Source organism: Nocardioides sp. (assembly GCF_044226765.1).
Lineage (GTDB): Bacteria > Actinomycetota > Actinomycetes > Propionibacteriales > Nocardioidaceae > Nocardioides.
This window is the reverse complement of the sequence record NZ_JBGAGJ010000006.1, coordinates 33,651-56,481: the sequence shown is the minus strand read 5'-3', so window position 1 is coordinate 56,481 and position 22,831 is coordinate 33,651. Positions and strand designations below refer to the sequence as shown.

Genomic DNA, 22,831 nt, shown 5'->3' with positions numbered 1-22,831 from the left:
GCGCCTGCAGCGCGCTCGGCGGGACATCGCCCCACCGTCGTGGCACCGTGGAAGATGGTTCCCCATCTCGGAGGTGTGTGTGCTCGTCGTCGTGATCGCGATGCTCGTCATCCTGGTCGTGGCCGGCCTGGTGGTCGTCTACGCCGCCTACCCACAGCGGGGGGAGGAGGTCCCGGCCGCCCCGTGGCTTGGCCGCGCGATGAACCGGGCGGCCGATGCGGCTCCGGTGCTGGGGCCCGACGAGGCCGCCGAGTACTCGCCTCCTCACCAGCAGTCCTACGAGGACGTCGAGCCGCGGCGCTAGACCGTCCTCTGATTGGATCAAGCCATGGGTGACTGGCTCTACCTGATCATCGGCATCGCGGTCCTCGCGGTGCTGACCGTCGTCGGCTTCATCGTCGCGCGCGCGCCGGGCCGACGCGGCACCGGCGCCGACGTCGTCGCGCCACCGGCGCCGGCCGACGTGGCGGCACCGGTCGAGCTGGAGCCGACCGCGGAGCCGCTGGTCGTCGAGCCCGAGGCCCCGGCGGCCCCCGCACTGGAGAAGCCGGAGGGTACGGCGTCGCGCCTGGTGCGGCTGCGCCAGCGGCTGGCCGGCTCGCAGGGCGCCCTCGGCCGTGGCCTGCTCGCGCTGCTCTCGCGCGACCGCCTCGACGAGGACACCTGGGAGTCGATCGAGGACACCCTGCTCACCGCCGACGTCGGCGTGGCCCCGACCCAGGAGCTCGTCGAGCACCTGCGCACCCGGCTGCGCGTGGAGGGTGCGCCCGAGGACGCCCGCGACGTGCTCCGCGAGGAGCTGCTCGCCCTGGTCGGTCCGGACATGGACCGGCGGTTGCAGGTCAGCGGCGCCGCGGGCCAGCCCGGCGTCGTCCTCGTGGTCGGGGTCAACGGCTCCGGCAAGACCACCACCGTCGGCAAGATCGCGCGCATCCTGGTCGCCGAGGACCGCTCGGTCGTGCTCGGCGCCGCCGACACGTTCCGGGCCGCTGCGGTCGAGCAGCTCGCCACCTGGGGCGAGCGGGTCGGGGTCGACGTGGTCCGCGGCCCGGAGGGCACCGACCCCGCGAGCGTCGCGTTCGACGCGGTCAAGGAGGGCGTCGACACCGGCGCCGACACCGTGATCGTCGACACCGCCGGCCGGCTGCAGAACAAGGCCGGGCTGATGGACGAGCTCGGCAAGGTCAAGCGCGTGATCGAGAAGCAGGCCCCGGTCACCGAGGTGCTGCTGGTCCTCGACGCCACGACCGGTCAGAACGGGCTCATCCAGGCCCGGGTGTTCAGCGAGGTCGTCGACGTGACCGGCATCGTGCTGACCAAGCTCGACGGCTCCGCCAAGGGCGGCATCGTGGTCCAGGTCCAGCGCGAGCTGGGAGTGCCCGTGAAGCTCGTCGGCCTCGGCGAGGGTGAGGACGACCTGGCGCCGTTCGACCCCGGTGCGTTCGTCGACGCCCTGCTCGGCTGAGCGGGACGTCATAGGACCTGGTTGCCCGGCCTGCCGCTTCGTATGACGTTGCCGGGACGTCAGGCGACCTGGTCGCCCGGCCCGCCACTTCGTATGACGTCGCCGAGGGCCCTGGTCACCGGAACCCCCGGTGCGTTCGTCGACGCCCTGCTCGGCTGAAGCGGACCCGGCGCGTCCTGAGGTCGTAACACCGAAGTAACACCGGGCCGGAACTCGTTGCACGACCGCAACACGTGACGGTCAGGACTGAAACCTCGCCCGCCGAGGGTCTTCCTCAATGGGGCTGACCCCGGAGTCGACAGAGCAGTCGGCGCGGTGTCGCCCTCCCGAGATGTGATCCCTGGAGGTTCAGTGGACGGCTACTACGCCTTCATGTTGGTGGCGACAGCCCTCGTCCTGATGATGACGACGCCCGCACTGGCACTGTTCTACGGCGGCATGAGCCGGTCGAAGTCGGTGCTCAACATGATGATGATGTCCTACCTGGCGCTCGGCGTCGTCGGCATCGTCTACGTGCTGTGGGGCTGGTCGATGTCATTCGGTCCCGACGACATCGGGGGTGTGTTCGCCAACCCCTTCAGCCTGTGGGGCCTGAAGGACGTGGGCACCGACAGCTACATCTTCGTGGTGTTCCAGCTGACGTTCGCCGTGATCACGGCGGCGCTCATCTCGGGAGCGATCGCGGACCGCGTGAAGATGTCGGCCTGGGTGGTGTTCCTGCCGATCTGGGTGACGCTGAGCTACTTCCCGATCGGCCACATGGTCTGGGGCGGCGGCTTCATCTCCGAGCACTTCCACGCCCAGGACTACGCCGGTGGAACCGTCGTGCACATCAACGCCGGCATGGCCGGCCTGGTGCTCGCCCTGGTCATCGGCAAGCGGGTCGGGTTCGGCAAGGAGCCGATGCGGCCGCACAACCTGACCCTCACCATGATCGGTGCCGGCCTGCTGTGGTTCGGCTGGTACGGGTTCAACGTCGGCTCCATCGTCCTCACGGGTGAGAGCGAGAAGGCCGACATCGCACAGTTCGGCTCCGAGACCGGTGTCACCTTCATGAACACCACGATCGCGACCTGCGCCGCGATGCTCGGCTGGCTGCTGATGGAGCGGATCCTGCACGGCAAGGCCACCTCGCTGGGCGCCGCCTCCGGCGTCGTCGCCGGTCTCGTCGCGATCACCCCGGCCTGTGGCGCGGTGAACCTCACCGGTGCCATCGCGGTCGGCGCGATCGCCGGCATCGGTTGCGCCTGGGCGGTGGGCCTGAAGTTCAAGGTCGGCATGGACGACTCGCTCGACGTCGTGGGCGTCCACCTCGTCGGTGGTCTCCTCGGCACGCTCCTGATCGGCCTGTTCTCGACCGCCAGCGCCCCCGGCGGCGTCGACGGTCTCTTCTACGGCGGCGGCTTCGAGTCGCTCTACGACCAGTTCATGGCGGCCCTGATCGCCGTTGCGTGGTCCGGGTTCTTCACCCTCCTCATCGCACTGGCCATCAAGTACACGCTGGGCTGGCGGATCACCGAGGAGGCCGAGGTCGAGGGCATCGACTTCGACCAGCACGGCGAGACCGCCTACGACCTGCACACCGGCCTCGGTGGCTCCGGGACGCCCGGCTCGATCCTGGCCGGCAGCACCGCCCCCTCGACCCAAGGAGCGCACGCATGAAGCTCGTGACCGCGGTGATCAAGCCGCACAAGTGGGAGGACGTCCGGGAGGCCCTCGAGACCTTCGGCGTGACCGGCATGACGGTCAGCGAGGTCAGCGGCTACGGCCGGCAGAAGGGCCACACCGAGGTCTACCGCGGCGCGGAGTACGACATCGCGCTGGTGCCCAAGATCCGCATCGAGATCGTCGTCGGTGACGAGGACGCGGACGACGTGGTCGGGATCGTGGTCAAGACCGCGCAGACCGGCCGGATCGGTGACGGCAAGGTCTGGGTCAGCCCGGTCGACACGGTCGTGCGGGTCCGCACCGGCGACCGCGACGACGCGGCGCTCTGACCGACCCGACCCACCCGTGGACACGCCCGCGACCCGGCTCCTCACGCAGGGGCCGGGTCGCGGGCGCGACTCGTTAACGCGGGCGAAACATTCCGCGCGGCCGGACGTAACAGCCGGTGGCCACGGTGAACGCCGTGATCGCGCTGCCGGCCGCCCTGCCCGCCGTACCGTCCGCCCTCGCCGCCCCGTCGTCGGGACTGGACACCGGTGACACCGCCTGGCTGCTCGCGGCCGCGGCCCTGGTGCTGCTGATGGCGCCGGGTCTCGCGCTCTTCTACGGCGGCATGGTGCGCTCCAAGAGCGTCCTGAACATGATGATGATGACGTTCGGCGCGCTCGCGGTCATCACGGTCCTGTGGGTGCTGGTCGGCTACTCGCTCGCCTTCGGCGACGACGTCGGGGCCGGCCTCGTGGGGGACCCGACGCAGTACGCCGGGCTCGGCCAGCTGATGTCCGCGGCCAGCAACGGGGCCTCGCACGTGCCGCTCATCCTCTTCGCGGTCTTCCAGGGCCTCTTCTGCGTGATCACCGGCGCGCTGGTCTCCGGCGCGATCGCCGACCGAGCCCGGTTCGGGGCGTGGCTGGTCTTCGTCGCGGTGTGGACCCTGTTGGTCTACGCGCCGGTCGCCCACTGGGTCTTCGACGTCGACGGCGACGGTCACAGCGGCGGCTGGCTGGTCAACCAGGTCGGCCTGGTCGACTTCGCCGGCGGCACCGCGGTCGAGATCTGCTCCGGAGCGTCCGGGCTCGCCCTGGCGCTGGTGCTGGGGCACCGGGTCGGGTTCGGCCGCGACCCGATGCGCCCGCACAACCTCACCCTGGTGATGCTGGGGGCCGGGCTCTTGTGGTTCGGCTGGTTCGGGTTCAACGCGGGCTCGGCCCTGTCCGCCGGCCAGACCTCCGCCGTCGTCTTCACCACCACGTTGGTCGCCGGCGCGGCGGGCTCGCTCGGCTGGCTGGTCCTCGAACGGTTCCGGGACGGCCACGCGACCTCGCTCGGCGCCGCCTCGGGGATGGTGGCCGGCCTGGTCGCCATCACCCCGTCCTGCGGCTCGCTCACCCCGTTGGGGGCGGCGGCGATGGGCGCGGTCGCCGGCGTGGTCTGCGCCTGGGCGGTCGGGCTGAAGTACCGCTTCCGCTACGACGACTCCCTCGACGTGGTCGGGGTGCACCTGGTGGGTGGCCTGGTCGGCACTCTCGGCATCGGGCTGATCGCCACGGCCGCGGCACCGACCGGGGTCGACGGCCTGTTCTACGGCGGCGGGCTGGACCAGCTCGGCCGCCAGCTGGTCGGTGCCGTCGCCGTGCTCGTCTACGCTCTGGTCGTCTCGGGCGTCATCGGCCTGGTCGTGGACAAGCTCCTCGGCTTCCGCATCGACGAGGAGCACGAGGTCAGCGGCATCGACATGGTGGTCCACGCCGAGACGGCGTACGACCTGCACGCCACCGCCGGCACCCGCTCGGCGGGACACGGGATGCTGGGCGGCATCGCCCACCACCGAGACGAGGAGCCACGCGCATGAAGCTGGTCACCGCGGTCATCAAGCCGCACAAGTGGGAGGACGCCCGGTCCGCGCTCGAAGCGGTCGGCGTCACCGGCATGACGGTGAGCGAGGTCAGCGGCTACGGCCGGCAGAAGGGCCACACCGAGGTCTACCGGGGCGCCGAGTACGACGTCACGCTGGTCCCGAAGATCCGCGTCGAGATCGTCGTGGACGACGGCGACGCGGACACGGTCGTCGACGCGATCGTCTCCAGTGCCGCCACCGGCCGCATCGGGGACGGCAAGGTCTGGGTGACGCCCGTCGAGTCGGTCGTCCGGGTCCGCACCGGCGAGCGGGACGAGGGCGCGCTCTGAGCACCCCGCCACCGGCGACCCCGCGGCGCGCGGGCGCGTCGTGACCGCGGCCGACCGCGCCCGGCGTACCGAGGAGGCCGACGCCCTCTGCGCCGGGGCCTACGAGCGCTGCGGCGGCCCGGAGACCGGGGCCGCCCTGGTCGCGGTGGGCGGCTACGGCCGCGGCGAGCTCGCGCCGTGCTCGGACCTCGACCTGGTCCTGGTGTCCGACGAGGGCGTCGACGTCACGGCGCCGGCCCAGGAGCTGTGGTACCCGCTCTGGGACTCCGGCACCCGGCTGGACCACTCGGTGCGCACGCTGCCCGAGATGGTGGGCGCCGCGGACCGCGACCTCAAGGTCGCGCTCGGCCTGCTCGACGTCCGGCACCTCGCCGGCGACCCGAACCTCACGCTGCGGCTGCGCACCACGATGCTCGCGCACTGGCGGCGCGGCTCCCGGGACCGGCTGCCGGCGCTGCGCGAGCTGGTGCGGTCGCGGCACGAGCGGGTGGGGGAGCTCGCGCACCTGTCGGTCCCGGACCTCAAGGAGGCCGAGGGCGGCCTGCGCGACGCCACGGTGCTCAAGGCGCTGGTGGCGACCTGGCTGGTCGACGTGCCGCACGTCGAGCTCGAGCGCAGCCGCGTCGCGCTGCTCGACGTGCGCGACGTCGTCCAGGAGGTCGCGGGTCGCCCGACCGACCGCGTCGCCCCGGAGGCGTGGACCGAGGTCGCGCACCGGCTCGGGCTGGACGACGCCCGCGCCGCCCAGGTGCACGTGCGCGAGCTGGGCCGCCGGATCGCGCACATCTCCCACCTGACGTGGCGCCGGGTCGACGCCGTGCTCGCCGAGCCCGCGTCGCTGCGCGGCCCGCGGCGACCGCCGATGGCGCCGCTGGCGCCGGGCGTGGCGCTGTCGGCCGGTGAGGTCGTCCTCGACAGGACGGCGCGTCCGGCCGAGGACCCGCTGCTGCTGCTCCGCGCCGCCACCGCGGCCGCCGAGCACGACGCCGTGCTCGCGCCGCCGACCGCGGCGCGCCTGGCACGCGAGTCGGCGCCGCTGCCGACGCCCTGGCCGGCCGAGGGCCGCCAGCTGCTGGTGCGCCTGCTCGCCTCGGGCCGCGGCCTGCTCGCGGTGTGGGAGACGCTGGAGGAGACCGGTGCGCTCGGCGGGATCCTCCCGGAGTGGGAGCGGGTCCGGCTGCTCTCGCACGCGTCGGCGATCCACCGCTTCACCGTCGACCGCCACGTCGTGGAGACCTGCGTCGAGGCGTCGGCGCTGATCCGCCAGGTCGCCCGCCCCGACGTGCTCATGGTGGCCGCGCTGCTGCATGACATCGGCAAGGGCAGCCTGACCGAGCACAGCGTCGCGGGGGAGCCGATCGCCCGCCGCATCGCCGAGCGCCTCGGCTTCACTCCCGACGCCGTCGACCTGGTCGCTCGCCTGGTCCGCTGGCACCTGCTCCTCGCGGAGACCGCGACGACGCGTGACCCGGACGACCCCGCGACCGTCGACCTGCTCGTCTCACGGATCGGCTCGGTCGAGGCCCTGGACCTGCTCCTCGCCCTCACCGAGGCGGACGCGCGCGCCACCGCACCCAAGGCGTGGTCGTCGTGGCGCGCGGGGCTGATCCGCGACCTCGCCAGCCGGGCCCGCGCCGCGCTCGGCTCCGGTGCCTCGTTGCCCCCGGTGGTCACCGACGACGTCACCGTGCCCCCCGCCGTCCGCCAGGGATCGGTCTCGATCGAGGTCGACGCCGCCTCCGACGGCTCCCGCGTCACCGTCATCGCGCCGGACCGGGTGGGGCTGCTCGCCGACCTCGCGGCGACGTTCGCCCTGGCCCGGGTCCCCGTGCGCGCGGCGCGAGCCTGGTCGCAGGACCACTACGGCGTCTCGGTGTGGGAGCTGGCCGATCCCGGCCTCGACGCGGGCGTCCTGCGACAGCGCTACGACGCGGTCGTCGAGGGCCGCGTGGACGTCGCCCGGCGGCTGGGTGGCGGCCGGGGTCCCGGCGAGCTCGAGCCGGCGGTCGTCGTACGCCCCGAGGCCTCGCAGCAGGCGACCGTGCTCGAGGTGCGCACGGCCGACCGGCCCGGTGTGGTCCACCAGGTGTGCGCGGCGCTGGCCGCCCTCGACGTCGCCGTCCGCTCCGCGCACGTGGACACCCTGGGACCGCAGGCCGTCGACGTGTTCTACCTCCAGGAGGCCTCGGCCGGCGCCCTGAGCGACTCCCGCGCCGCCGAGGCCGCCCACGCCGTGCGCGCCGCGCTCTCCGTGCCGCCGGCCGGCTGACCGCGGCCGTCTGCAGGTCGCCGTCGTCGCAGCTTCACCATGGTCTGTTGGTGAGCCTGCACGTCCCATGGTGGGCACGTCGTGGGACGTGCGGGTTCGCCTGCATCCCGTGATGAACCTGGGACATGAACCTGGGACCGGTCGGACCCCCACGAGCCCCCCGGACGTCGCCCGTTCCGGCTCGGCGCCCCCACCCGGTTAGGCTGGTCGGACGCACCGTACGACTGCTGAGGGACTCTCTTGTTCGCCACACTCTCCGACCGGCTCGCCGACACCTTCAAGAACCTCCGGGGCAAGGGTCGGCTCTCCGAGGCCGACATCGACGCCACCGCGCGCGAGATCCGGATCGCGCTGCTCGAGGCCGACGTCGCGCTGCCGGTCGTCAAGGAGTTCGTGGCGGCGGTCAAGGAGCGGGCGCGCGGCGAGGAGGTCAGCCAGGCGCTGAACCCGGCCCAGCAGGTCGTCAAGATCGTCAACGAGGAGCTCGTGACGATCCTCGGCGGCGAGACCCGTCGCCTGCGCTACGCCAAGTCCGGCCCGACCGTCATCATGCTCGCCGGCCTCCAGGGCGCCGGCAAGACGACCCTGGCGGCCAAGCTCGCGCTGTGGCTGAAGGAGCAGGGCCGCTCGCCGATGCTCGTCGCCGCCGACCTCCAGCGGCCCAACGCGGTCAACCAGCTGCAGGTCAACGGCGAGCGCGCCGGCGTCACCGTCTTCGCGCCGGAGCCGGGGAACGGCGTCGGCGACCCGGTCGCCGTGGCTCGAGCGTCGATCGAGGAGGCCAAGCGCACCCTCCACGACACCGTCATCGTCGACACCGCGGGCCGCCTCGGCGTCGACGCGGAGATGATGAAGCAGGCCGCCGACATCCGCGACGCCGTCCAGCCGGACGAGGTGCTCTTCGTCGTCGACGCGATGATCGGTCAGGACGCGGTGACCACGGCGCAGGCGTTCCTCGACGGGGTCGGGTACGACGGCGTCGTCCTCACCAAGCTCGACGGCGACGCCCGCGGCGGTGCCGCGCTCTCGATCGCGTCGATCACCGGCAAGCCGGTCATGTTCGCCTCCAACGGCGAGAAGCTGACCGACTTCGACCTGTTCCACCCCGACCGGATGGCCTCGCGCATCCTCGACATGGGCGACGTGATGACGCTCATCGAGCAGGCCGAGAAGGCGTTCGACGCCGAGCAGGCGGCCAAGGCGGCGGCCAAGCTCACCGGCCAGGGCGGCGAGTTCACCCTCGACGACTTCCTCGAGCAGATGCAGCAGGTGCGCAAGCTCGGCTCGATGTCGAAGATCATGGGGATGCTGCCCGGGATGGGCCAGTTCCGCGACCAGCTCGAGAACTTCGACGAGCGCGAGATCGACCGCATCCAGGCGATCATCCAGTCGATGACGCCGGCCGAGCGGGCAAACCCCAAGATCATCGACGGCTCCCGGCGCGCCCGCATCGCCAAGGGCTCGGGTCGCCAGGTCTCCGACGTCAACCAGCTCGTCGACCGGTTCTTCGAGGCCCGGAAGATGATGCAGTCCCTCGCCAAGGGTGGCGGGATCCCGGGCATGCCCGGGATGCCGGGCATGCCCGGGATGGGCGGCAAGCGGTCGAAGGCCAAGCAGGCGCCCAAGAAGGCCAAGGGCCGCCGGGTCTCCGGCAACCCCGCCAAGGCGGCGCAGCAGGCCGCGGCCCAGAAGGAGCGGGCCGCGTCGGCGGGGGCCAACCCGTTCGGACGGCCCGCGGGCGAGGAGCAGATCGACTACGAGAAGGCCGCCGCGGCGCTCGACCTGCCCAAGGACTTCTCGAAGTACCTGAAGTGATCAGGCGCCCAGCCGGCCAGGAGCGCAGCGAGCGGGCGGAGTCGGGCGACGAGGCTGAGCAAGCCCCGCGCCGGCGAGCTTGCGAGCCGACGCGACGGGCGCGTCGAAACCCAGTGGGATGGAAGGCGACGGTGATCTCGACATGACCACGCTCATCATCGACGCCGCCAACGTCGTGGGCACCCGCCCCGACGGCTGGTGGAAGGACCGGGCCGGCGCGGCCCGGCGCCTGCACGAGGCCCTGATGGTCGCCGACCTCCCGTACGCCGAGGTCGTGCTCGTCCTCGAGGGCCAGGCCCGGGGCGGGGTCCGCGTGGGCCGGGACGGGCACGTCAGCACGGTGCACGCGCCGGGTGAGGGCGACGACACGATCGTGAGCCAGGCGCGGCTCGCCGCGGTCCGGGGGCGCCGGGTCACGGTCGTCACCGCCGACCGGATGCTCCAGGCGCGGGTCGGCGGCGTGGGCGCCGAGGCGCTCAGCCCCTCCTGGCTGCTCGACCAGCTGTGACGCCCGACCAGCTGTAACGCCGGGTTGCTCCCTGTTCCCACCACGGTGCAGCATCCTGGGAACAGGCACTGACCCGGCGTTACAGCGGTCAGGCGGTGACCTTCGCGTTCGCCAGCGACACGGCGCCGACCACCGACGCCCGCTTGCCGAGAAGCCCCGGGACCACCCGCAACGCCGCGGCCGTGTCGGGCTGGGCGTAGCGGTCGACGGCCCGACGGACCGCCTCGCGCAGGGCGGGGGACGCGCCGAGGGAGCCGCCGATCACGACGACCTCGGGGTTGAGGTTGTTGCACAGGTCCGCCAGCGCCCGCCCGACGGCACGACCGGCGTCGGAGAGGACCCGCCGGACCCCGGCGTCCCCGGCCGTCTCGAGCTCGAGGGCCCGCTCCACGGTCAGCTCCCCGTCGTACGCCGGCTGCAGGACGCCGATGAGCCGGGAAGCCGACACCAGCGTCTCCAGGCAGCCTCGGTTGCCGCAGCGGCAGACCTGTCCGTCCTCGACGACCTGCACGTGACCGAGCTCCCCGGCCATCCCGGTGGTGCCCCGGTGCAGCCGGCCGCCGAGCACGATCCCGGCGCCGAGACCACTGGCGACCTTGACGTAGATGACGTCGGTCGCGCCCTTCGCGGCGCCGTGACCGACCTCGGCGATCGCGCCCAGGTTGGCGTCGTTGTCGGCGAAGACCGGGACGCCCAGGCGGCGGCGCAGCTCGTCGGCGGGGGAGACCTCCCGCCAGCCGGGCAGGATCCCGGTGCGGACCCGGGTGGAGCGGCGGTCCAGGGGCGCGGGCACGCACATGCCCACGGCTCGCAGGTCCTCGGCCGGTACGCCGGCGTCCCCGAGCACCCGGTGCACCATCTGCGCCGCGTGGTCGAGCGCGGCCTGGCCGTCGGGGTCCACGTCGATCGTCACGGTCTCCTCGGCGAGCACCGTGCCACCGCGGTCGGCGACGGCCACCCGGACGTGCCCGTGCCCGATGTCGACGCCGGCCACCCCGCCCGACTGGACCGCCAGCGCCACGAGGAGCGGCGGCCGTCCGCTCCCGCCCTTGTGCGGCCGGCCCCGGTCGGCCGTCTCGACGATGTGCCCGGAGGCGATCAGGTCGCCGACCAGGCTGGAGACGGTGGTGCGCGAGAGCCCGGTCCCGCGCACCAGGTCGGCGCGACTCATCGGGCCCTCGGCGGCGAGCAGGGTGGTGATCGCGCGCCGGTTGGTCTCGCGCAGGCGCTCGAGGGAGCTGGTGGCGACCATGCTCCGACGGTACGTCGATTGCTCCGGAGATCGCACTAAAAGACGCCTGTTGCACGTTCTTTACGCATTGACCCGGACGATTTCCCGTTCTTACGTTGGCGACTCCACTTCTTGATCGGGCAAGGAGAACCCTGATGATCCGTGCTGTCCTCGGCACCCTCGCAGCGGGCGCGCTGACCGTGACGCTGCTGCAACCCACCTCGTCCGCGGCCGGCGACGACCCGCCGCCGTACCAGGACCCCACCCAGCCCACCGCGGTGCGCGTCGCCGACCTGCTCGGCCGGATGTCGCTCGCCGAGAAGATCGGCCAGATGACCCAGGCCGAGCGCGCCGACGTCGCCGACGACCCGAGCCAGGTCACCGAGGCCCGGCTGGGCAGCGTGCTCTCCGGCGGCGGGTCCGTGCCGACGCCCAACACCCCGAAGGCGTGGGCCGACATGGTCGACACCTTCCAGCAGGCGGCCCTCGACACGCCGCTCGGCATCCCGCTGCTCTACGGCGTCGACGCGGTGCACGGCCACAACAACGTGCAGGGTGCGACCGTCTTCCCGCACAACATCGGGCTCGGCGCGACCCGTGACCCGCGGCTCGTGCAGCGGCTGGCCCACATCACCGCGCAGGAGATCCGGGCGACCGGTCCGCAGTGGGCGTTCGCCCCCTGCATCTGCGTCGTCCGCGACGACCGGTGGGGCCGCAGCTACGAGAGCTTCGGCGAGACGCCGGGGCTGGTCGAGTCCATGGAGACCGCGATCGACGGACTCCAGGGTGGGCCGGGGCAGCTCGACCACGCCGACCGGGTGCTCGCGACGGCGAAGCACTTCGCGGGCGACGGGCTGACGTCGTACGACGAGACGAAGGCCGGCACCGGTGCCTACCCGATCGACCAGGGGATCGACCGGGTCACCCGCGCCGAGTTCGACCGGCTCGCGCTCGCGCCGTACTGGCCGGCCGTGCAGGAGCACCACGTCGGCTCCGTCATGCCGTCCTTCTCCAGCACCGACTTCAACGGCGGCAGCACCGACGACGCGGTGAAGATGACCGCCAACCACGAGCTGCTCACCGACGTCCTCAAGGGCGAGATGGGCTTCGACGGCTTCGTCGTCTCCGACTGGCAGGCGGTCCGGCAGCTCCCGGGCAGCTACGCCGAGCAGGTCGCGACCGCGGTCGACGCGGGCGTGGACATGTTCATGGAGCCCTACTCCGGCAGTGACACGGGCTACCGCGAGTTCATCTCCACCCTCACCGGGCTGGTCGAGGACCACACCGTCTCGCAGGACCGCATCGACGACGCCGTCTCGCGCATCCTCACGGCCAAGTTCGAGCTGGGGCTCTTCGAGCACCCGCTGACCGACCGCACGCACCTGAAGCAGGTCGGCAGCAAGGCCCACCACTGGTGGGCACGCAAGGCGGCCGCGGAGAGCCAGGTGCTGCTGCGCAACCAGCACCGCACGCTGCCGGTCAAGCCGCGAACGCCGGTCTACGTGGCCGGCAGCAACGCCGACAACATCGGCAACCAGGCCGGCGGCTGGACGCTGACCTGGCAGGGCGGCTCGACCAACGTCGTTCCCGGCACCACGATCCTCGACGGGATCCGGCAGGACGCCCGCGCGAAGGTCGTGTACAGCGAGACGGCCGCCAAGCCGGTGCCGCGGCACTCGGTCGGAATCGTCGTCGTCGGCGAGACGCCGTACGCCGAGGGCTTCGGCGACGTGGGCGGCCCGCAGTGGGCCTACGACCCGGCCGACCACAACGTCCCCCGGCCGCCGCAGACGATGCGGCTGTCCGTGGCCGACACCCAGGCCGTGCGGACGGTGTGCGCCCGGGCCGAGCGCTGCGTCGTCGCGGTCGTCTCGGGGCGGCCGCTGGTGATCCCGCCGGCCCTGCTGAAGCGGACCGACGCGCTGGTCGCGTCGTGGCTGCCGGGCAGCGAGGGTGCCGGCGTGGCCGACGTGCTCTTCGGGCGGCGGCCCTTCACCGGCAGGCTTCCGGTGTCCTGGCCGCGGTCGCTGGCCCAGGAGCCGATCAACGTCGGCGACGAGGACTACGACCCGCTCTACCGGTTCGGCTTCGGGCTGCGGACCCACGGTCGCTGACGTCCCGGTAGCGTCCGGGGCATGCCAGCGCTGCGGTTCTCCGGTCCGGTCCTGCCCGACGGCGAGCCGCGCACGCTGTACGTCGTCGACGGCCGCGTCACCCTCGACCCCGTGCCCGGGGCCGAGGGTGGCGCGGACGGGTGGATCGTGCCGGGCCTCGTCGACGCGCACTGCCACCTCGGCCTCGACGACGACGGCGCGATCTCGGAGGAGGCCACCGAGCAGCAGGCGCTCGCCGACCGCGACGCCGGGGCGCTGCTGATCCGCGACTGCGGGTCGGCCGCCGACACCGCCTGGATCCACGGCCGCGACGACCTGCCGCGGCTGGTCCGTGCCGGGCGGCACATCGCCCGCACCCGGCGCTACATCCGCGGCTACGCCCACGAGGTCGAGCCGGCCGACCTGCCGGCGTACGTCGCTCGCGAGGCCCAGCGCGGTGACGGCTGGGTCAAGCTCGTCGGCGACTGGATCTCCCGGGAGGACGGCGACCTGCGGCCGTCGTTCCCGCCCGAGGCGTTCGCGGAGGCCATCCGCGTCGCCCACGAGCACGGCGCGAAGGTGACCGCGCACTGCTTCGGCCACGAGGTGCTGCAGGGCCTGATCGACGCGGGCATCGACTGCATCGAGCACGGGACGGGGCTGCACCAGGACCAGGTGGAGCAGCTGGCCGCGCGCGGCGTCGCACTGGTGCCGACGGTCATGCAGACCGACAAGTTCCCCGAGCACGCCAGCGGCGCGCGGGCGAAGTTCCCCGGCTACACCCGCACCATGACCGACCTGTTCGTCCGGCGCCGCGACACCCTGATGGCGGCGTACGAGGCCGGCGTCGCGCTCTATGCCGGCTCCGACGGCGGGGGCGTCACCCGCCACGGCAACATCGCCGGCGAGGTGATCGCCATGGCGGCGATGGGCCTCCCGGTCGAGTACGCGCTCGGCGCGGCCTCCTGGCGCGCCCGGGAGTGGCTGGGCTGGAACGCCGGGCTCGACGAGGATGCCCCGGCCGACTTCGTCGTCTACGACGCCGACCCGCGCGCGGACCTCTCGGTGCTGCTGCGCCCGGCCTGCGTCGTGCTGCGGGGTCGCGTGGTCGCGCCCCGGTGACGCCCCGGCGGGGCGGTGCCGTCCTCTGCCTCGTCGTCGTCCCACCCGCCTCAGGTTCATCACGGTATGCAGGTGAATCGGCACTTCCCGTGGTGGGCAGGCCGTGGGAGGTGCGGGTTCACCGACAGACCATGGTGAACCCGCGCCGGACCGGCCGCTGCTGTCCGCCCGGGCACGCCAACAGCTCCTCGTCCCACCCGCCTCAGGTTCATCACGGTATGCAGGTGAACCGGCACTTCCCGTGGTGGGCAGGCCGTGGGAGGTGCGGGTTCACCCACAGACCGTGGTGAACCCGCACCCGACCGGCCAGCGGCCGCGCCGAAGGCGGGTGGTGGTGCTCAGTAGCCCTTCGGCCGGGGCGGGCGGAGCGACCACAGGATCCCGGTCCACAAGATGACGACCAGCCCCACGAAGGCGACCAGCCCGGGCACGGCGATCCCGAGCACCAGGCCCGCGGCGGCGTTGCCGAGCCGGGGGTAGGCGCTGACCAGGACCGAGCCCGGCGCGGAGCCGTCGGTCTGCGAGCAGGTGATGCGCAGGTGCCCGGAGCCGGGGGAGAAGCGCAGCATCCCCTCGAAGTCGCCGTTCGAGTCCGACCGGGTGAACTCGCCGTCGACCGACCGCAGCGCGATCTCCTGCCCCGTCTCCCGGTCGACGACGGTGCAGGTCTGGGTGGTGGAGTCCATCCACAGCATCCGGTCCCGGTCGGTTCCGACGGTCACGGCCGTGGGCCGCCCGTCCGCGTCGACCAGGGCGTCGACGTCGAGGAGACCGACCAGCAGCCACACGAATGCGCCGACCGCGACCAGCGCGGCGACCACGAACATCGCGCACCCGAGGACCAGCCAGCCCGCGCTGGGACGGTACTTCTGCGGTCGTGGTGGCCCGGGGTGGCCGGGGGCCTGACCGTACGGTGGGGGAGCGACGCTCACGCGGTCCACTGTGCCGCACCGGGGGCGGCTCGCGCCCGATTTCCGCCGTCCCGGGGCGTCTGGCAGACTCTCCCGCTGAGTCCTGCGCGCCCGGCCCCTCTCATCCGGACGCTGCAGAGCCCATCGGCGAGCCGGACCGGTGCTTTCCCCACCTGGGCACGGTGCGCCACCCACATCACGATTCCGAGGAGACACCACAGACGTGGCCGTCAAGATCCGCTTGAAGCGCCTGGGCAAGGTCCGGGTGCCGCAGTACCGCATCGTCGTCGTCGACTCGCGCAAGAAGCGCGACGGCAAGGTCATCGAGGAGATCGGCAAGTACCACCCCAAGGAGAACCCGTCGTACATCGACGTCGTCTCCGACCGGGCGCAGTACTGGCTCGGCGTCGGCGCCCAGCCGTCGGACGCCGTCGCGAAGATCCTCAAGATCACCGGAGACTGGCAGAAGTTCAAGGGCCACACCGGCACCGAGGGCACCCTCAAGGTCGCCGAGCCCAAGCCCGACAAGCTCGAGGTCTTCAACCAGGCCCTCAAGGACGCGCAGTCCGAGCCCCGGGGCGAGGCCGTCACCAAGAAGTCGGCGAAGAAGAAGGCCGAGACGCCTGCCGAGGCGCCGGCCGACGAGGCTCCGGTCCCGGCCGACGAGACCCCGGAGGGCGCCGCGGCCGACGCCGAGGCCGCCGAGACCGCCGCCGTCGACGCCGAGAAGGCGTCCGACAAGGACGAGTCCTGAGCGCCATGCTCGCCGAGGCGCTCGAGCACCTGGTGCGTGGCGTGGTCGACCACCCCGACGACGTCCACGTCCAGGACAAGCAGCTGCGTCGCGGCTCGGTCCTCGAGGTGCGGGTGCACCCCGAGGACCTCGGCAAGGTCATCGGTCGCAACGGTCGGACCGCGACCGCGTTCCGGACCGTGATCTCGGCCCTGGCCGGGCGCGGCGGGGCCCGGGTCGACTTCGTCGACACCGACCGGCGCCGCTAGGTCCCGGCACGCGACGCGCTCGACCCGAGCGAACGCGCTTGAATGGGTGTCGCCCCCGCTTTGGGGGCGGCACCCGTTCGCGTCTGGAGAGGAACCCGTGGACACCATCGAGGTGCTGGTCGGCAGGATCGGCAAGCCGCACGGCCTGCGCGGTGACGTGACGGTCGACGTCCGCACCGACGAGCCGGAGCGCCGGTTCGCGGTCGGGGCCGTGCTGCGCGTCGAGCCGCCTCGCGGCTCGCACACGGCCCTGCGAACCCTGACGGTGGCCCACGCCCGCTGGCACCAGTCGGTGCTGCTGGTCGGCTTCGAGGAGATCGGGGACCGCACCGCGGCCGAGGCCGCCCGCGGCATCCTGCTGTACGCGGACGTGCCGGCCGACGCCACGCCGGACGACCCCGACGAGTACTACGACCACCAGCTCGTCGGGCTGGCGGCGTACGACGAGGACGGCACCGCCCTCGGCGAGGTGGTCGGCCTGGTCCACGGCGGGGCCCAGGACCTGCTCACGATCCGAACCCCGTCCGGACGGGACGCGCTGGTGCCCTTCGTCCAGGCCCTGGTGCCGGAGGTGGACCTCCCGGGTCGACGAGTCGTCGTCGCGGACCGACCCGGCCTGGTGAGGCCCCTGCCCGAGGACGACCGGTGACCGCGCGCCTGCGGATCGACGTCGTCACGATCTTCCCCGACTACCTCGCGCCCCTCGAGCTCTCCCTGGCCGGCAAGGCCCGCGACAAGGGCCTCATCGACGTGCATGTGCACGACCTGCGCCAGTGGACCCACGACCGGCACCGCACCGTCGACGACACCCCGTACGGCGGGGGCGCGGGCATGGTGATGAGGCCCGAGCCGTGGGGCGAGGCGCTCGACGCGCTCCTCGGGGAGGCGCCGGCCACCGGGACGACCGTGGTCGTCCCGACCCCGTCCGGGGTGCCGTTCACCCAGGCGCTCGCCCGGGACCTGGCGACCCGGGGCCGACTGGTGTTCGCGTGCGGCCGCTACGAGGGCATCGACCAGCGGGTCCTCGACGAGGCCGCCGCCCGCGCCGAGGTGCTGGAGGTCTCGCTCGGCGACTACGTCCTCAACGGCGGCGAGGTGGCGGCCCTGGCCGTCACCGAGGCGGTGGTCCGGCTGGTGCCGGGCTTCATGGGCAACGCCGAGTCGCTGGTCGAGGAGTCGCACGAGGGTGGGCTGCTGGAGTACCCCGTCTACACCAAGCCGGCGTCCTGGCGCGGTCACGAGGTGCCGCCGGTGCTGCTGTCGGGAGACCACGGCGCGATCTCCGCGTGGCGCGACGACCAGGCCCGCCGGCGTACGGCGCAGCGGCGGCCCGACCTGCTGCCGGTCGCGACCCCGCTCGACGGCGTCGAGGTCCGCAGCGCCCAGCTCGCCGACGCCGCCGAGCTGTACGTGCTCCAGCTCGCCTGCTGGGTGCAGGAGCAGCACGACAACCCCGGGGCGCGGATCCCCGCCCTGCACGAGACGCTCGACGACGTCCGGGCGTGGCTCGCGCGTGACACTGTGCTGGTCGCCCGGTCCGGCGGCCGGCTCGTCGGGGCCGTCCGCGGGTCGCTGGAGGGCGAGGTGTGGGAGATCGGGCGGCTCATGGTGGCCCCCGACCTCGCCGGTCGCGGTCTCGGGCGCGACCTGCTGGCGCGGATGGAGGGGCTGGCGTCGGCGGGCGCGACGTCCTACGCCCTCTTCACGGGCGCGGGCAGCGTGCGCAACCTGCGGATGTACAAGAAGGCCGGCTACCGGCTCACCGGCGCCGGCCCGGTGGACGGTGCGGTGCGCCTGACCAAGCGGATTTCTCGGCACTGAGAGCGCTGTGGCAGACTTGACCCTCGGTCCAGCCGGCCAAACACGGATCGCCCGAGGACACGTCCGAGGGGGTCCGCACCGGCTCCTGCCACAGGGGGAGCACGGCGCCGCCGGTCGACGAGGCTGGACACCCAACTGAACCGTTCCGTACCGCGGCTGACCTGTGGCACTCGCGAGGAGAGACATGAGCAACGTCATCGCCGAGCTCGGCAACTCGATGAAGCGCACCGACGTCCCGGACTTCCGGGCCGGTGACACCGTCAAGGTCCACGTCAAGGTCGTCGAGGGCAACCGCTCCCGCGTCCAGGTCTTCCAGGGCGTGGTGATCCGGGTCCAGGGCTCCGGCATCGGCCGCAGCTTCACCGTCCGCAAGGTCTCCTTCGGCGTCGGCGTGGAGCGCACCTTCCCGCTGAACTCCCCGATCTTCGAGCAGATCGAGGTCGTCACCCGCGGTGACGTCCGCCGCGCCAAGCTCTACTACCTGCGCAACCTGCGTGGCAAGGCCGCCAAGATCAAGGAGCGTCGCGAGTCCTGAGACCGCCCCTCCAGGCGTCCTCTCAGCGACCGCGGCTAGCCTCCGCCCGTGACCTCAGACGACCGCGATCCCACCTCCGTCGCCGACCCCGACGAGCCGGGACCGCGGTCGTCGCACGTCGCGGCCCGGTCCGAGCGCAAGCACCTGCCGGTCTGGCAGGAGACGATCCTGCTGCTCGGCATCGCGCTGGTGCTCGCCATCGTCATCAAGGCACTGTTCGTGCAGGCCTTCTACATCCCGTCGGAGTCGATGGAGCCGGGACTGGTCAAGAACGACCGGATCCTCGTGCAGAAGGTGTCCTACTGGTTCGGGGGCAGCCCGCAGCGCGGTGACGTCGTGGTCTTCAAGGACCCCGGTGGCTGGCTGAACGCCGAGGAGTCGGCGGGGCCCACCAACACCGCCGCGAAGCTCTTCTCCAAGGTCGGCCTCTACCCGTCCGGCGGTCACCTGGTGAAGCGCGTGATCGGCGTCGAGGGTGACGTCATCAAGTGCTGCGACGACCAGGGCCGGCTGATGGTCAACGGTCAGCCGCTGGAGGAGAAGCAGTACGCCCGGCTCGGCGGCGCGGACTGCTACGGCCCGATGCCGGCCGGTCGGTCGCACTGCAGCTGGCAGGTCGGCCCGGTCCCCGCCGGTCACGTCTTCGTGATGGGCGACAACCGCAACAACTCCGCGGACTCGACGGTCCACATGTGCCTGCGCAGCGACCGGGACTGCACCAAGAACCCGTACGTCGACGTGTCCGACGTCGTCGGCAAGGTGTTCGTGCTGCTGTGGCCGAGCGACCACTTCGGGTTCCTGCACCGGCCCGCGACGTTCGCCGACGTGCCGGACCCGTCCTGACGCAACCGGCCGGCGGCATCGTTATGGTCGGGGCATGAGCCCCGCACCACCTCCCTCGCTGCGGGTCGAGCGCCGTCTGCTGCGCGACGGGCTGGCGTCGCTCGCCGGGCTCGACGAGGTCGGGCGCGGCGCGTTGTGCGGCCCCGTGACGGTGGGGGCGGTCCTGGTGACCGAGCAGACCCGCACGGCGCCGCAGGGGGTGCGGGACAGCAAGCTGCTCACCGCCGAGGCGCGGCAGCGGCTGGTGCCGCGGATCCAGCGGTGGGCGACGGCGTACGCCGTGGGCCACGCCGGGCCCGAGGAGATCGACCGCTACGGCATCATCGCCGCGCTGCGGCTCGCCGGCCACCGGGCGCTGGCGGGCCTGGGCGTCGCCCCGGGGACGGTGCTGCTCGACGGCAACCACGACTACCTCAGCCCGCCCGCCCAGGCCGCGATGTTCGACGCGCCGACCGTCCTGGAGCGGGTGCCTCCGGTGGTGACGATGATCAAGGCCGACCTGCGCTGCGCCGCGGTCGCGGCGGCCAGCATCCTCGCGAAGACCGCGCGGGACGACATCATGGTCCGGCTGGCCGCCGACCACCCGGAGTACGGCTGGGCCGACAACAAGGGGTACGCGGCGCCGGAGCACCTCGACGCCCTTGCGGCGCTCGGCCCGACGCCCCACCACCGCGTCTCGTGGAACCTGCCCGGTCGCCCGCCGCCGGTGGACCCGGCGCCGGCCGAGCAGGCTCCCGCCGACGTCTGCGTCGACGACGTGGACGCCGGGCAGGCGCTGCTGGAGGAGGACGTGCGGCTGGCCGGGCCGGTGCCCCTGGCCGGGATAGAGTCGGCGTCGTGAACAGCTCACGACAGCCCGGAGCAGCATGAGCGCGGAGGATCTCGAGCGCTACGAGACCGAGATGGAGCTGACGCTCTACCGGGAGTACCGCGACGTCGTCGGGATCTTCAAGTACGTCGTCGAGACCGACCGGCGCTTCTACCTGTGCAACCAGGTCGACGTGAAGGCCCGGACCGAGGCCGGGGACGTGTTCTTCGAGGTCTCGATGAGCGACGCCTGGGTGTGGGACATGTACCGCCCGGCCCGATTCGCCAAGAACGTCAAGGTGCTCACCTTCAAGGACGTCAACGTCGAGGAGCTCAGTCCCGCGGAGATCGACCCGCCCAAGGCCTGACGCGGCCGCGGCCCGGCGTACCTGGACCAGACCAGCGGGAGAGCGTGCCCCGTCGTGGGTATGACGCCGCCATGGCTGGTGGAGTGGGCCGGCGTCGCGTCCGTGACGACCGGGGTTCGGCGGCGGTCGAGTTCGCCCTCGTCGTCCCGTTGCTGATGGTGCTGCTCTTCGGCGTGATCAGCTACGGCTACCTGCTCAGCTTCCGGCAGGCGCTGAGCCAGGGCGCGGCCGAGGGTGCCCGGGCCGCGGCCGTCTCGGCCACCACGACCTCGACGGCGCGCAGCGCGGCCGCACTCTCGGCGCTCAACAGCTCGCTGGACACCTACGGCGTCTCCTGCTCGGGCGGTGCGCTGGTCAAGGGCGGCTCGACCGTGGGCACCTGCTCGCTGTCGGTCGCGACCTGCTCGAACGACGCCAGCGCCCAGTGCGCGACCCTGGCGGTCGTCTACCAGTACGGTGCGCATCCCCTCCTCCCGGACCTGCCGCTGGTCCCCACGCCGGACGTGCTCCGCTACTCCGCGGTCGCGCGGGTGAGCTGACGTGCGACGGACCGAGGAGAGCGGGGCGGTCGTCCCGCTGGTGGCGGTGATGCTGACCGTCCTCGTCACGGTCACGGCCCTCACCGTCGACCTCGGCCGCCAGCGGGTGGCGCGCACCGACATGCAGTCGGTGGCCGACGTGGTCGCCCTCGACCTGGCCCGCGAGCTCGACGGGCGGACCGCGTCGGCGATCTCACCGACGCTGCAGGCGGCGGCGGACCGGAGCCTGGCCCGCAACCCCGACGCCTCGGGTGACGGCGTCTCGGTGGTGCCGCAGCTCGGGACCCTCGCCGCGGACGGCACGTTCACCGCGGTCAGCGGCGCCACCGTCCCCACGGCCGTCAAGGTCGTCGCGTCGACGTCCGTGGGCTACTTCTTCCGCGCCGGGAGCGGTGGCGCCCACCGGTCCGCCGTCGGGGTCGCCCGGGCCACCGCCTGCTACAAGCTCGGCTCGTGGGCGGCGCGGCTGAGCACGACCACGGACGCGAACGTCCTCTACCAGGCCCTGGCGGCGCACGGCGTCGGCGCCTCGGTGGGTGCGGCGACGTACCAGAGCCTCGCGGGGGCGCACGTCGACGTCGGTGCCTTGTCGACCGCTCTGGGCCTGGCCTCGCCCGAGGCGCTCGGCACGACGTCGGTCTCGTTGTCGACGCTGCTGACGGCCGTCGCGCAGGTCGTCGGCACCAACGGCTCCAGCTCCGGGCAGGTGAGCGCCCTGAACACCGTGCGCGCCGGACTCGGCGCGCTCGCGACCAAGCCGGTCGCCCTCGGCAGCCTGCTGAGCGTCGCCACCGGTGCCGGCTCGGGTCTCTCCGCGGCCGTCAACCTGGCGGACCTCGTCGCGGGCGCGGTGCTCGTGGCCGACGGCAACACCGCGGTGTCGGTGCCGGGGCTGACCACGGGCGTGCCCGGCCTGGCCTCCGCGACCAGCTCGCTGACGCTGATCCAGGCCGCCAAGGCGGCCTGCGGCTTCGCGGGGTCGACGCCGAACACCAGCAACCAGGTCGCGCTGACGACGACCGCGACGCTGGCTGGCGGGCAGACGGTCCTGACCTCGCTGGTGAACACCATCACCGGGCTCGTCGGGATCCAGGTGAACCCGCTGGCGGGCAACCAGGTGACGCTGTCGCTGAGCTCGGCCACGGCCACCTCCACGCTCGATGCCGTCAGCTGCAACGCCGGCACGAGGTCTGCGACGGTGGGTACGTCGGGCGGGCTCATCTCGGGCACCCTGACGATCCCCGTGTCGGTCAAGGTGACCACCCTGACCGCGCCGCTCGGTACGACGGTCACGGCGACCATCACGGTCACGCTCTCGTCGAGCGCCTCGGCCGCGACCGTCTCGATCGCGGTCCCCAGCCAGTCCTACGACACGCCGTACAGCAACGGGGGCACCGCGGCCCAGCTCCCGACGGCCACCACCCGGACGGTGGTCAACGCCGGGGGACTGACGGCCGCACAGGTCACCGACGTGCTGAACGCGGTCACGTCCACGGTGGTGAACCCGCTCGTGACCTCGCTCAACAGCACCGTCGTCGGTCCGCTGTCGGACCTCACCGGCCTCCGCACGGCCGGCGCCGACGTGCTGCTGCTCGACCACCCGAGCTGCACGGCGCCGTCGCTGCGCGGCTGACGACCCACCTTCCG

Annotated in this window: 23 protein-coding genes; 21 read left to right on the top strand and 2 right to left on the bottom strand. The window is 72.8% G+C overall.

What is annotated here, in order from left to right; genetic code table 11:
* Positions 1-79: 79 nt before the first annotated feature.
* The 9 genes from ACILRH_RS13925 to ACILRH_RS13885 all read left to right on the top strand — a co-directional run bounded on the left by ACILRH_RS13925 (position 80) and on the right by ACILRH_RS13885 (position 9,912).
* Complete coding sequence (locus tag ACILRH_RS13925; RefSeq protein ID WP_395694224.1) at positions 80-304, top strand: hypothetical protein; 225 nt, start codon at positions 80-82, stop codon at positions 302-304.
* A gap of 24 nt (positions 305-328) precedes the next feature.
* Positions 329-1,465: a signal recognition particle-docking protein FtsY gene (gene ftsY, locus ACILRH_RS13920; protein ID WP_395694222.1), complete on the top strand. Its 1,137-nt coding sequence runs from the start codon at positions 329-331 to the stop codon at positions 1,463-1,465.
* A 372-nt stretch (positions 1,466-1,837) separates the two neighbouring features.
* Entirely contained in the window at positions 1,838-3,127 is a 1,290-nt protein-coding gene (locus ACILRH_RS13915; protein WP_395694220.1) for an ammonium transporter, read from the top strand.
* Positions 3,124-3,462 (top strand): P-II family nitrogen regulator, encoded by a 339-nt coding sequence (locus tag ACILRH_RS13910; protein ID WP_395694218.1) that lies wholly within the window; start codon positions 3,124-3,126, stop codon positions 3,460-3,462. The genes ACILRH_RS13915 and ACILRH_RS13910 overlap by 4 nt, the downstream gene beginning before the upstream one ends.
* 116 nt (positions 3,463-3,578) lie before the next feature.
* Positions 3,579-4,985: an ammonium transporter gene (locus tag ACILRH_RS13905; protein WP_395694216.1), complete on the top strand. Its 1,407-nt coding sequence runs from the start codon at positions 3,579-3,581 to the stop codon at positions 4,983-4,985.
* A complete protein-coding gene (locus ACILRH_RS13900; protein ID WP_395694215.1) occupies positions 4,982-5,320 on the top strand; it encodes a P-II family nitrogen regulator in 339 nt (112 codons plus the stop codon). Before ACILRH_RS13905 ends, ACILRH_RS13900 begins: the two co-directional genes overlap by 4 nt.
* Positions 5,321-5,360: 40 nt before the next feature.
* Positions 5,361-7,589, top strand: coding sequence for a [protein-PII] uridylyltransferase (locus tag ACILRH_RS13895; protein ID WP_395694214.1), 2,229 nt, complete (start codon positions 5,361-5,363; stop codon positions 7,587-7,589).
* A 240-nt stretch (positions 7,590-7,829) separates the two neighbouring features.
* Entirely contained in the window at positions 7,830-9,404 is a 1,575-nt protein-coding gene (ffh, locus tag ACILRH_RS13890; protein WP_395694212.1) for a signal recognition particle protein, read from the top strand.
* A 142-nt stretch (positions 9,405-9,546) separates the two neighbouring features.
* Positions 9,547-9,912, top strand: coding sequence for a hypothetical protein (locus tag ACILRH_RS13885; protein ID WP_395694211.1), 366 nt, complete (start codon positions 9,547-9,549; stop codon positions 9,910-9,912).
* An 88-nt stretch (positions 9,913-10,000) separates the two neighbouring features.
* Here ACILRH_RS13885 and ACILRH_RS13880 read toward each other — a convergent pair whose 3' ends face one another.
* Entirely contained in the window at positions 10,001-11,164 is a 1,164-nt protein-coding gene (locus ACILRH_RS13880; protein WP_395694209.1) for an ROK family protein, read from the bottom strand.
* Positions 11,165-11,298: 134 nt separating this feature from the next.
* Here ACILRH_RS13880 and ACILRH_RS13875 point away from each other — a divergent pair, with 134 nt between their 5' ends.
* Both ACILRH_RS13875 and ACILRH_RS13870 read left to right on the top strand, forming a co-directional pair.
* The gene (locus ACILRH_RS13875) at positions 11,299-13,257 is read left to right on the top strand and encodes a glycoside hydrolase family 3 protein (RefSeq protein ID WP_395694207.1); all 1,959 of its coding nucleotides are present in this window, start codon (positions 11,299-11,301) and stop codon (positions 13,255-13,257) included.
* A 21-nt stretch (positions 13,258-13,278) separates the two neighbouring features.
* The gene (locus tag ACILRH_RS13870; protein WP_395694205.1) at positions 13,279-14,358 is read left to right on the top strand and encodes an amidohydrolase family protein; all 1,080 of its coding nucleotides are present in this window, start codon (positions 13,279-13,281) and stop codon (positions 14,356-14,358) included.
* Positions 14,359-14,696: 338 nt separating this feature from the next.
* On the opposite strand, the gene ACILRH_RS13865 is transcribed toward ACILRH_RS13870, so the two are convergent.
* Positions 14,697-15,290 (bottom strand): hypothetical protein, encoded by a 594-nt coding sequence (locus ACILRH_RS13865; RefSeq protein WP_395694203.1) that lies wholly within the window; start codon positions 15,288-15,290, stop codon positions 14,697-14,699.
* 202 nt (positions 15,291-15,492) lie between these two features.
* Between ACILRH_RS13865 and rpsP the strand changes: the two genes are divergently transcribed.
* From rpsP to ACILRH_RS13815, 10 genes are all read left to right on the top strand, one after another.
* Complete coding sequence (gene rpsP, locus ACILRH_RS13860; protein ID WP_395694202.1) at positions 15,493-16,023, top strand: 30S ribosomal protein S16; 531 nt, start codon at positions 15,493-15,495, stop codon at positions 16,021-16,023.
* Between the two features lie 5 nt (positions 16,024-16,028).
* Positions 16,029-16,271 (top strand): RNA-binding protein, encoded by a 243-nt coding sequence (locus ACILRH_RS13855; protein WP_395694200.1) that lies wholly within the window; start codon positions 16,029-16,031, stop codon positions 16,269-16,271.
* 97 nt (positions 16,272-16,368) lie between these two features.
* The gene (gene rimM / locus ACILRH_RS13850) at positions 16,369-16,920 is read left to right on the top strand and encodes a ribosome maturation factor RimM (RefSeq protein ID WP_395694199.1); all 552 of its coding nucleotides are present in this window, start codon (positions 16,369-16,371) and stop codon (positions 16,918-16,920) included.
* Positions 16,917-18,092, top strand: coding sequence for a tRNA (guanosine(37)-N1)-methyltransferase TrmD (trmD, locus tag ACILRH_RS13845; RefSeq protein ID WP_395694198.1), 1,176 nt, complete (start codon positions 16,917-16,919; stop codon positions 18,090-18,092). The genes rimM and trmD overlap by 4 nt, the downstream gene beginning before the upstream one ends.
* A 184-nt stretch (positions 18,093-18,276) precedes the next feature.
* Complete coding sequence (rplS, locus tag ACILRH_RS13840) at positions 18,277-18,627, top strand: 50S ribosomal protein L19 (RefSeq protein ID WP_395694197.1); 351 nt, start codon at positions 18,277-18,279, stop codon at positions 18,625-18,627.
* Between the two features lie 48 nt (positions 18,628-18,675).
* A complete protein-coding gene (gene lepB / locus ACILRH_RS13835) occupies positions 18,676-19,470 on the top strand; it encodes a signal peptidase I (protein WP_395694195.1) in 795 nt (264 codons plus the stop codon).
* A 34-nt stretch (positions 19,471-19,504) separates the two neighbouring features.
* Positions 19,505-20,311, top strand: coding sequence for a ribonuclease HII (locus tag ACILRH_RS13830; protein WP_395694193.1), 807 nt, complete (start codon positions 19,505-19,507; stop codon positions 20,309-20,311).
* 25 nt (positions 20,312-20,336) lie between these two features.
* The gene (locus ACILRH_RS13825; RefSeq protein WP_395694191.1) at positions 20,337-20,645 is read left to right on the top strand and encodes a DUF2469 domain-containing protein; all 309 of its coding nucleotides are present in this window, start codon (positions 20,337-20,339) and stop codon (positions 20,643-20,645) included.
* Between the two features lie 71 nt (positions 20,646-20,716).
* Positions 20,717-21,184 carry a TadE/TadG family type IV pilus assembly protein gene (locus ACILRH_RS13820; RefSeq protein WP_395694189.1) on the top strand — a complete coding sequence of 156 codons (468 nt, stop codon included), beginning with the start codon at positions 20,717-20,719 and terminating at the stop codon, positions 21,182-21,184.
* Between the two features lies 1 nt (position 21,185).
* Entirely contained in the window at positions 21,186-22,817 is a 1,632-nt protein-coding gene (locus tag ACILRH_RS13815) for a pilus assembly protein TadG-related protein (RefSeq protein ID WP_395694187.1), read from the top strand.
* Positions 22,818-22,831: the final 14 nt, after the last annotated feature.